This is a genomic window from Streptomyces spongiae (genome assembly GCF_009377185.1).
GTDB classification, from domain to species: Bacteria; Actinomycetota; Actinomycetes; order Streptomycetales; family Streptomycetaceae; genus Streptomyces; species Streptomyces spongiae.
In genome coordinates, this window is record NZ_VJZC01000828.1 from 1 (window position 1) to 3,365 (window position 3,365).

Here is a 3,365-nt window from a genome sequence, read left to right on the forward strand (position 1 = left end):
GGGGCGTCTGCCCCGGCAGGGCAGTGGGTGGGTGCCGGTTCGTTGTGGTTGCTCGCGCAGTTCCCCGCGCCCCTATGGGGCGTCTGCCCCGGCAGGGCAGTGGGTGGGTGCCGGTTCGTTGTGGTTGGTCGCGGGGTTCGCCGCGCCCCTTGCGGGGCGCTGGCAGTGAATTGCATTCTGCTTGGGTTGCTCTTGCCCCTCTGGTGTCCCTGCTGTTATTTCCCTCACCACGTCCTGAGTCCGAAATTCAAAGAATCGTTGCCTAATATTGGCCCGGACACGACACACAGAGGGGAGCGGTGGACCGTGCGACGGGACTTCAAGGAGCCTGGCAGACCGCGCCCCGACCTGGTCGTGGGCCGGGACGAGATACTCATCGCCGCGCGTGAGCAGCTCGCGCGCGGCGGGAGTGTGCTGGTGCACGGGCCCGCGGGAATCGGAAAATCGACCATTCTGCGGACATTGACCGCAGAATATGCCGAATCCGCGCGAACCGTGTTGCGCTGCTCGGCCACCGAGTCCGAATCCCATCTGCCGTTCCTCGCACTGGCCGACCTCCTCGGCCTGGTCATCGACGAGGTGTCCGACCGACTGCCCGCCCCCCAGCGCGACGCCCTGGAGTCGGCGCTCACCGGCCGCGGCGAGTCCACCCTCCAGCGCGACGGCCTCGCCCTGCGACTCGCCGTGCTGTCGGTCCTGCGGGCACTGGCCGCCAAGGGCCCCGTCCTGATCGTCGCCGACGACCTCCAGTGGCTGGATTCGGCCAGCGCCGAACTCCTCGGGTTCGCCGCCCGCCGGCTCGGCGGCATGCCGGTCCGCATGCTCTGCGCGGCGCGCACCGCGACGGACCCGCAGAGCCAGGAGCAGGACCGCCATCTACGCGCGTTGCCGCCCGAGACCCTGGCCGTACGGGTCAACCCGCTCACCAAGGCCCAGGTGGCCGAGCTCCTCGGACACCGCGGCTACACCGGTCTGCCCCGCTCGACCGTTCGGGACATCCACAGCACCAGCGGCGGCAACCCCCTGTTCGCGCTGGAACTCGGCCGCGCCCTCGACGAGAGCCCGACCCCACCGCGCCCGGGTGAGCCGCTGCCCGTGCCGACCTCGCTGCGCGCCCTGGTGCTGAACCGGCTGGAAATGCTCCCCGTGGAGGCCCGCCGCACCCTGCTCGTCGCCAGCGCCGGGGCCCGGCCCACGCTGGCACTGCTGCACTCCGCCGGGCGCGACAACGCCGAGGCGGAGACCGCGCAGGCCGCCGCACTCGGCCTGCTCGCCCCGGAGCGGGAGGGCCCGGGCGTACGGTTCGCGCACCCCCTCGTGTCCGCCGCGCTGTACGCCGAGGCGGGCGCCCAGGAGCGGCGTGCCGCCCACGCCGCCCTGTCCACCGCGGCCTCCGACCCCATCGAGCGCGCCCGCCACCTGGCCCTCGCCACCACCGGCACGGACCCCGCGGTCGCCGGGAAACTCGGTGAGGCCGCCGCCGTGGCCCGGGACCGGGGCGCGCCCTCGGTCGCCGCGGAGCTGGGGCTGCTCGCGGCCCGGCACACCCCGGCCGACGCCGAGCCGGGTCCGGACGAGCGGCGGTTGCAGGCGGCCGAGGACGCGGTGACCGCCGGGGAGAACGACCTCGCCCGGGACATCGCCCGCGAGGTGCTGGGCCGGGTCACCGAGCCCGCCGACCGGGTGCAGGCGTGGATCGTGGTGATCGAGGCGGCCGGCCAGTCCATCTCCGAGGTCGACGCCGCCTACCCGCAGGCACTGGCCGACGCGGGCGACGACCCACGGCTCCTCGCCCTGGTCCGCTACCAGCTGGCCTGGCGCGCGCTGGTCGTGGAGGGCGACTTCGCCGAGGGCCGCGAGGAGGCGGCCCACGCGGCGCAGCTGGCCGAACGGGCAGGCGACCGTCGCACCGAGCTCCTCGCGCTGGCCTTCCAGGCCCATATCGAGACCCTGATGGGTCACCCGGACGCGCCCGCGACCATCAAGCGCGCGCTGAAGGAACCGCAGGACCCCCAGGTGGCCTGCCACCACAACGGCGCCGGCTCGGCCCGGTTCCGCTGGCTGCTCATGAGCGACCAGCTCCCCGAGGCCCGCAAGACGGTCACCGCGCTGCTGCGCGAGGCCCGCCGGCGCGGCATGGTCGAGAGCGAGGTGCACTTCCTGCGCTTCCTCGCCGAGACCGAACTGCGCTCCGGCCACTGCGGCCGTGCGCTGGACCTCGCCCGGGAGAGCCTGCGCCTGGCCCGGGACACCGGGATCGGCGAGGGCGCCTCCGCCATGCTCACCGCGCTCGCGGAGGCCTCGGGCGGCGACGTAGACCGCGCGCTCGCGCTGGCCCGGGAGGCGGCGGAGCACGCCGAGGCGGACGGCGACCTGGTGTATCTCTCCCGCGCCCTGGGCTCCCTCGGGTACGCCCAGCTGGTGGCCGGTGACGCGCCCGGCACGGTCCAGTCCCTGCGGCGCGTACGGGAGTTGGAGGAGAGCCTCGGGGTCACCGACCCCGCGCGCGGGCGCTGGCACGGCGACCTGGCCGAGGCGCTGGTACGGGTGGGCGAGTACGCCGAGGCACAGGACCTCATCGTCGCCACGCGGGAACGCGCGCTGCGGCTGGGGCGCGAGAGCGTGCTCGCCGTGCTCGACCGCTCCGAGGCACTGGTGCGCGCCGCCCGCGGCGACCAGGAGTCGGCCGTACGGCAGTTGACGTCCGTGCAGGACCGGCTGGCCAAGCTGGGTTACGGCCTGGAGGAGGCGCGGGCCGCGTACGCCCTGGCGGGGCTGCGCACGCCCCGGCCCGGTCCGACGTCGTACGACGAGGCGACCCGGCTCTTCCGCCGCTGCCGTGCCCTGCCCTGGCTGAAACGGGCCGAGCAGGCGACGGCCGCCCCCATGCCGCAGCCGCCCGCCGCGCCGGCACCGGCTCCGGCCGCGCTGGACGCGCTCGCCGTCCTCGCCGCGACGGAGCGTCAGGTCGCCGAGCTCGTCATGGAGGGCGCGACGAACCGCGAGATCGCCGGGCGGCTCTTCATCAGCGTCAAGACGGTCGAGGCGACGCTCACTCGGGTCTACCGGAAGCTGGGCATCCGGTCGCGGGTGGACATCGTGCGGCTGGCGGCGGGACACCGTACGAACTGACCTCCCCGAGACGTACTGGCACCGTACTGGCGAACGTACCGAGCTGCCCCCGGTGCCAGCGTACGTTCCCGGTCCCGTGGGGTCATCGAGGGTTTTCCCTCCTCAACTCCCCTAGGGGGTTCCCCAATTGGGGGTAGATCCCGGCCACTCCTAGCTTGAGGGCGTGCCGCTCGCCAGGGCACACCGAGCCGGTCCGCCGGCCCGGTGCGGGGCCGGTGGGCGGCCCAGCATGT

General features: G+C 74.2%; 1 protein-coding gene. It reads left to right on the top strand.

What is annotated here, in order from left to right; translation table 11 throughout:
* Positions 1–306: 306 nt before the first annotated feature.
* Positions 307–3,132: an ATP-binding protein gene (locus FNH08_RS47385; protein WP_322726579.1), complete on the top strand. Its 2,826-nt coding sequence runs from the start codon at positions 307–309 to the stop codon at positions 3,130–3,132.
* Positions 3,133–3,365: the final 233 nt, after the last annotated feature.